Here is a 6,503-nt window from a genome sequence, read left to right as displayed (position 1 = left end):
TGTATAGCCGAAAGGTAAGCAGTAGTGGTGTCATGGACGCACCCTGAAAAAAGGCGGTATCCCGCCAGATTTCAGATGCTCTGGTAACTTAGTTACCGAGTAGTTCACATAAATTGGATTCTTATAATATTATGGTTTTCAGAACTTATTTCTTATCTTTTGGTATTCTCTAGGTGAATATCCTTTTAGCTTGTGGAAGAGTCGGCTGAAATAAAGCTGGTTATCATACCCGACAATCTTAGAAATCTCATTGATGGAATAAGTTGTTGTTTCAAGTAAAATCTGAGCATTGGTGATTCGGATTCCTACTGGATAGTGGATTTGAAAGTCAAAGAACGTTTAACCGAACATTTAAAGAAAGATACAAAATATCGCCGAGTGACTATCGGAGTAAATGCGTGAAAGATATGTTGTTATAAACGGTTCTATTAATGGAAAAGAGCTTTCTGTATCCACAAAGAAAAATCCGGAACGGAAGTTTCAGACGGAAACCCATACCGTTATAGGAAAAGCAGCCGGAGACTTCCAGAACCAACAGAAGATCCAGAAAAATGATCGTGAACAGAGGCTGGCAGGAATCTACTACAACCGAGGAAGAAATGCAGGCTGTAAACCGGAACATCAATGAGCAGAAAACGCAGACCATCGAGACGCTGCGGCAAACCATTAAGGAATGGGACATTTCATGAAGAATTGGAGAAACTGTTTCCAGAATTAAAATAGACACATATAATTGAACCGGCCTTTCATACATTGAGAGGGTATTCTTAATCAAAACATAAGGGAAATCCGTATAGAAATCAATGAAGATACAAAGGAAACAATGCAGGAGAAGATTAAACGGATGTCGGTTACAGAAGCAAGCCGAATGGCAGTGTACTAAAATTTGGTGGATGTAACTGAAGAAAAAATATGATATAATGTGAGTAACAAGTCGGGATTTATAAAGGAGAATATTGATGAAACTATTTTTATGTTCGCACTTTTCAAGTGTAGGAAGTCTGATAAAGGAAGAAATTGAAAATAAGAAAGTCGCATTTATTCCAACAGCTTCACTGCGTGAAGGCTACACCGGTTATGTCGGCTCGGCTCGAAAATTATTCAAAAAGTTGGGAGCAATCGTAACTGAAATTGATATTTCAACGGAGGCTTATTCAACGATACAGTCTGTTTTTGAAGAAGCAGATGTGATATATTTTACCGGCGGAAATTCTTTCTTTCTTATGGACCAGCTCCGTAAAACGGGAACTGATGGACTGCTGAAAAAGGAATTGGCAAATGGAAAATTGATGATCGGCGAGTCGGCAGGCGCAATTATATGCGCTCCAAGCATCCAATATATCGAGCAAATGGATGAAAAGCCGGAGGACTACTCACAAGAAGATGATGCAGGGATTGATTTGATTGATTTCTATGTTCTTCCGCATTATCTTACAGCACCATTTAAGAAAGTTACCGAGAAAATAATGACTGAGTTTTCGGATTTGAATCTATGCCCAATTAACAACCGTCAGGGAATTGTAATTGATGGTGAAGATTCAAAGGTTATTTGCAAAGACTAATTTGAAAATTCCAGTTTGCCGATGCTAAAAGGTTAAAACAGAATATCGCGGAGACGATGGACTATACGATTTATTAAAATATATTATCTATGCGAGTTTCTACATAATTGTGATTAAAACGGGTATGGATTTCTATGGGTATAAGCGCTTTCCGAAACTATACGAATCGTATTCTGCACCGTGGTATACAGAAGCATTACTGTATATCGCTGCCTCGCTTTTCGTGATTGTCGTATGTTTTGTGCTCAGAGTAATCATTGGACGAAAGATGAAGAAGAGGTGAGCTATATGTTTATGCTGTTTGAGTTTATGTTTCCGATTATCTTCATAATGGTTTTTGGCATGATCATCTTCCAGTTTGTGACAGGAATCGGAACATGGCATAAAAACAATCAGTCACCGCGTTTGTCGGTGAGTGCAACCATCGTCGCAAAGCGTGAAAATATCACACATCATAGCCATGCAAATGCGGGTGACCTGTCTGGAACTCATGGCTACCATTCGACTTCAAGTACCAGCTACTATGTCACGTTTCAGGTAGAGAGCGGTGACCGGATGGAACTGTCGGTTTCTGGCAGAGAATATGGAATGCTGGCGGAAGGCGACATTGGGAAACTTACGTTTCAGGGAACGAGATATCTGTCATTTGAGCGCGTGTGATTCTGGAGGTGATAGTGTGAAAGGAAGTAGACGAGGAGGTGATTTTAAGAAAAAGTTTATGTCAATTCAAGTTAACGAATCCAGAATTAATGTCGCGATGGTCTTCTAATAATGAAGAACCAATGTCACATTATTTAAATAATTCATGTTACCGAGCACTCTGGAAATGCCCTGATTGTGGTGGTGAATATATAAGTTCTATTCGAGATATGGCAACGGGAAACGTGGATTGTGTGTATTGTTCAATGAAAGAAGTTCTTCCGGGTGTTAATTCCTTTGCCGTATTGCATCCGGATTTAATGAATGAGTGGAACCATTTGGATAACTATTTGTTATGTGATCCTGATCAGATTTTGGATAATTGCATAACACCTGTTTGTTGGACATGGCCAGTGTGTGCACACGATTATAAGTGCTCACCAAAGCAACGGATTCTTTATCAAAAACGAAACATGGATGCTTGTACTTTCTGTAAAGGTTTGCGAAGAAAGGAACGGCATTATATTTGACTAAGAGAAGGTCACTTTACATCCCTCAAAATGGGTAAAGTGACCTTTAACATCAATTATGCGACGGGGGACAGCTCGGCTTCTGGAACAAACAAGACGGCAGAAACAGAGCAGGCCACACAGGCTGTTACGCAGGCAGCTTCTCGGCAGACCAGCACGGAATCCTATATCCTCAATACCAATACAAAGAAATTTCATCGGCCGTCCTGTTCATCGGTCAAACAGATGAAGGAGAGTAATAAAAAATCCTCATCAGAGAGTAGGGATGCGCTGATTGCTGCAGGTTATGATCCGTGTAAAAAATGCAATCCGTAAAAATGTGTCAGATATTTAAAAAATATGGAAGAGGAAGGTTGTAGTTCTATATTGCAATACTTCTTCTTTGCGCATATTGGATATGCTGTTGAGGGCGACTGTTGCACGCAGAAGGTAAGTTGCGCCGGTCTGCGATAATGTGCTGTTTGTATAAGGAAAAGGACAAGGAGTTATGATGAATTTTAGTGGGATATTGATTGGTGTGCTTACCTTTTTTTTGATTGGATTGTTCCATCCTATTGTTATATATGCGGAGTATTACTTTGGAAGCCGCTGTTGGCCGGTATTTTTGCTGGTGGGCATTTTGTGTATGATTCTATCCGTAAGAATGCAGGAAATACTTTGGTCGGTTTCCCTGGGTGTTTTGGGCGTCAGTTGCTTTTGGAGCATTAAGGAACTGAAAGAACAGGAAAAAAGAGTGGCAAAAGGATGGTTCCCGAAGCGGAAGGTGGATAAGCACTAAAGAAGAAAGCGGGGAGATGAGAAGATGGCGGTATGGAGATTACAGGTGAATACTGGAGGAGCGAACGTTGCGGATTATTGCTTGCAAAACCATGTTGCAGCACTTTGGGCTGGCAAGGTACTTGCTATGGAACGTTTACGAAATGAGAGATAGAGCGTATGGAAATAATCTATACGTTGTCAACGCACCATAGCGTTTACTATACGTTCTATTTTTTGCCTTTTTAAGAAAAGTGATTAAAAAACTATTGACAATTTGTTACTGGGAGAGATAGAGAGTGCGTTTTGATGAACTTTTTGAAATGAGAAAACTGACAGGAATAAAATTAAAGGACTACATCAGTGGCAATGGATTCTCTAAGGTATCGTTCTGCAAAAAGACAGAAATTTCTCGACCTACTTTAGATAAAATTTTAAATGGCGAGATAGATAGTAAAAGCTCATTCGATAAGCATTTGAATAAAATTTTTACCAGTTTGGGCATTGGCCCGGATACTTTGATGGAATTTTCAACGAAAACGCAAAGCGTAGATGCGATGTACTCGCAAAAGGCTCTGATAAATTATCAAATGAATGATAAGGCAAAGATGGAGTATGATCTGTTGCAGGATATTTTAAACCTTTGCAGTGTTTATTATTAGAGGCAGAAGGCTATGAGTGAACAAACTACAGCAGCCAACTTAGACGAAGTTATTGAGACACAGATGAAGCAGAGTGAGAGTGCTTGAACTAGGAAAACCGATGGCATAGACTATAAGCAGTCGAGGTCATCGGTTTTCTTGGCAAATATGAATTTTGAACTTTATTTTAGCAAAATACTATTTTCACTTTACACGGAAATAAAGTACGAAATTAGCCTTTTTTACCTAAAAATTTTTTTTACTTTTTGCCTTTTTGCCCTTTACTCTATTTCTCTCAGCTGCACCTTATTCCTTGCGCTTCGCCGCCGTTCATCCTCCAGCGCCGCATAATGCTTCTTCGTCGTATTGACATCACTGTGTCCCAAAACATCCGCGACGAGGTAAATATCGCCGGTTTCACGGTACAGATTCGTGCCGTAGGTGCTGCGGAGCTTATGTGGCGTGATCTTTTTTAGCGGTGTGACGAGCTGTGCGTATTTTTTGACCATTTTTTCCACGCTGCGTACGTTAATGCGCTTACGCTGCATGGAGAGGAAGAGTGCTTCTTCGCTGCCTTCCTCTGGGACAATATGTTCACGCTCGCTGAGATAGTCCTGAAGCGCATATTCTACCTCGGCACCAAAATATACGATGACTTCCTTTCCGCCTTTTCGATGAATCCTAAGACCACCGTTTCGGAAATCAACATCGTTGATATTCAGTCCGACACATTCTGATACACGAAGCCCCGTACCAAGCAGAAGCGTCATCATCGCCAGATCTCGCAGCTTGGTCTTTGCATGGTAGGCTTTCTGTTTTTCGGTCAGACATTCACCATCCTCAACCTCATCCAGGAAACGCGCCACCTCGTCAACATCGAGGCGTATAATTTCTTTTTCATGAATCTTGGGAAGCTGCAGAAGAGAAGCGGGGTTATTCTGAATCCGCTCGGTCCGGTAAAAGTAGTTGTAAAAGCTCTTAACCGTCGAGACTTTCCGCATGATACCCCGCTCTGTATTCATCAGATCCTCTCGTTTTTCGGTCGAATAACATTTCAGATACTCCATATATTCTTCCAGATCCATCAACTTGATTTTATCCAGAAGAGAGAGCGGCAAATCGCGCAGCTTCTTTGATTTAAGCTCTGGATTTGCTTGTTTCAGGAAATCAAAAAATGTCTTTAAATCATAGGCATACGCAAGCCGGGTGCGCGCTGATGTACGAGGTTCAATGCCGCGGAAGAAATCGGTACAGAACGGTGGCAGCTCTTTCAGAATGCCTCGGATTCGTTTTGTGTTTTCGATGTCTTCCTGTTCGTGGTAGGAGAGTGTAGCCATATCACAATTCCTCCTTTGGTGATGATGAAAGGTCCGAATGTATCAAATTTTTCAGGTGTCGATCGGTCCGTTCCGGCCATCCGGGATTGTTTCCATCAATAATCGCATGGAAAAAACGATCCTTTACCCCCGGTGAATCATGGTTGAGTTTCCTTGTTAATTGTTTCACATACTCGCGTTTTGTTTTTCCATCTACGGGACATGGATTTTTACAGACAGGAAGATGATATTTGTTTTTAAATCCGATCACATCGGCTTCCTGGACATATATCAGCGGGCGGATCAGCGTCAATCCCGTTTTGTCCAAATGGGTTTTCGGCGAGAAGGAATAGAAACGCCCCTCATAAATCAAGGATAAAAGCATGGTATCGATCAGATCGTCACGGTGATGTGCATAGGCGATTTTATTACAGCCAAGTTTCAGAGCCGCTTCATTTAAAGCGCCTTTTCGCATCTTGGCACAGAGCGCACATGGATTGGATTCCTGACGGGTTTCAAAGAGAATCTTGCCGATTTCCGTCGAAACGACCGTGTAGGGCACGTTTAATTCATCACAAAGCTCCTGAACCGGTTTTAAATCAAATGCAGCCGCATCCGATGAAAGCGTCGGCGACAACCGGTTCGAAACCTCCGGAGAAAGTGCCTGAAAGCCCAGATCAACTGTAATAGCACAAAGTTCAAATGGTTCCGGGTAAAACCGGCGAAGCCCTGTAAAGCATATAAAAGTGTCAGGCTGTCTTTACCGCCAGAAATACCGATAGCTATTTTATCGCCGGATTGAATCAGACGATAGTCATCAACCGCCTGGCGGGTTAAACTTAGAAGACGTTGAAGTTTCATGAGAACATCCTTTCAAATATAACGAATGAATAGTTTAGCAAATAGATTAAGTGCATACACATATTTACATTTCAAACTATTCGATAAAGTAGGCTTTCACGAATAGTTTTGTCCATCTCTCTATCATACCATGTTTCCCTTTATTTGTAAATAAATCATTTTACGAATTATTCAATATCGTATTTCAGCATAAAAACA

The 6,503-nt window shown here is 41.1% G+C and carries 8 protein-coding genes and 2 pseudogenes; 7 read left to right on the top strand and 3 right to left on the bottom strand.

Going from position 1 to position 6,503, the window contains the following annotated elements; genetic code table 11:
* Positions 1–138 precede the first annotated feature (138 nt).
* Positions 139–297 (bottom strand): helix-turn-helix domain-containing protein, encoded by a 159-nt coding sequence (locus DWX76_RS06935; protein ID WP_333489807.1) that lies wholly within the window; start codon positions 295–297, stop codon positions 139–141.
* Between the two features lie 11 nt (positions 298–308).
* Between DWX76_RS06935 and DWX76_RS06930 the strand changes: the two are divergent.
* From DWX76_RS06930 to DWX76_RS06890, 7 genes and pseudogenes are all read left to right on the top strand, one after another.
* Positions 309–419 (top strand): annotated as a pseudogene (locus tag DWX76_RS06930) (AraC family transcriptional regulator); the annotation flags it as partial.
* A 132-nt stretch (positions 420–551) separates the two neighbouring features.
* The gene (locus DWX76_RS13935; protein ID WP_181357141.1) at positions 552–689 is read left to right on the top strand and encodes a hypothetical protein; all 138 of its coding nucleotides are present in this window, start codon (positions 552–554) and stop codon (positions 687–689) included.
* 270 nt (positions 690–959) lie between these two features.
* A complete protein-coding gene (locus DWX76_RS06920; RefSeq protein WP_007888235.1) occupies positions 960–1,562 on the top strand; it encodes a Type 1 glutamine amidotransferase-like domain-containing protein in 603 nt (200 codons plus the stop codon).
* Positions 1,563–1,850: 288 nt separating this feature from the next.
* Entirely contained in the window at positions 1,851–2,222 is a 372-nt protein-coding gene (locus DWX76_RS06910) for a DUF2500 domain-containing protein (RefSeq protein WP_118293988.1), read from the top strand.
* A 539-nt stretch (positions 2,223–2,761) separates the two neighbouring features.
* Complete coding sequence (locus DWX76_RS06900; RefSeq protein WP_118472339.1) at positions 2,762–3,046, top strand: Ada metal-binding domain-containing protein; 285 nt, start codon at positions 2,762–2,764, stop codon at positions 3,044–3,046.
* Between the two features lie 172 nt (positions 3,047–3,218).
* Positions 3,219–3,509 carry a DUF4491 family protein gene (locus DWX76_RS06895; RefSeq protein ID WP_015552777.1) on the top strand — a complete coding sequence of 97 codons (291 nt, stop codon included), beginning with the start codon at positions 3,219–3,221 and terminating at the stop codon, positions 3,507–3,509.
* A gap of 277 nt (positions 3,510–3,786) precedes the next feature.
* The gene (locus tag DWX76_RS06890; RefSeq protein WP_106999869.1) at positions 3,787–4,149 is read left to right on the top strand and encodes a helix-turn-helix domain-containing protein; all 363 of its coding nucleotides are present in this window, start codon (positions 3,787–3,789) and stop codon (positions 4,147–4,149) included.
* Between the two features lie 260 nt (positions 4,150–4,409).
* Here the strand turns inward: DWX76_RS06890 and DWX76_RS06885 are convergent, their stop codons facing one another.
* Positions 4,410–5,465, bottom strand: coding sequence for a tyrosine-type recombinase/integrase (locus tag DWX76_RS06885; RefSeq protein WP_118570367.1), 1,056 nt, complete (start codon positions 5,463–5,465; stop codon positions 4,410–4,412).
* A gap of 1 nt (position 5,466) precedes the next feature.
* Positions 5,467–6,305, bottom strand: a pseudogene (locus DWX76_RS06880) (tRNA 2-thiocytidine biosynthesis TtcA family protein).
* Between the last annotated feature and the right edge of the window lie 198 nt (positions 6,306–6,503).

It is taken from the genome of Clostridium sp. AF21-20LB (assembly GCF_003478795.1).
Taxonomy (GTDB): domain Bacteria; phylum Bacillota; class Clostridia; order Lachnospirales; family Lachnospiraceae; genus Otoolea; species Otoolea fessa.
This window is presented reverse-complemented; position numbering and strand designations above follow the sequence as displayed.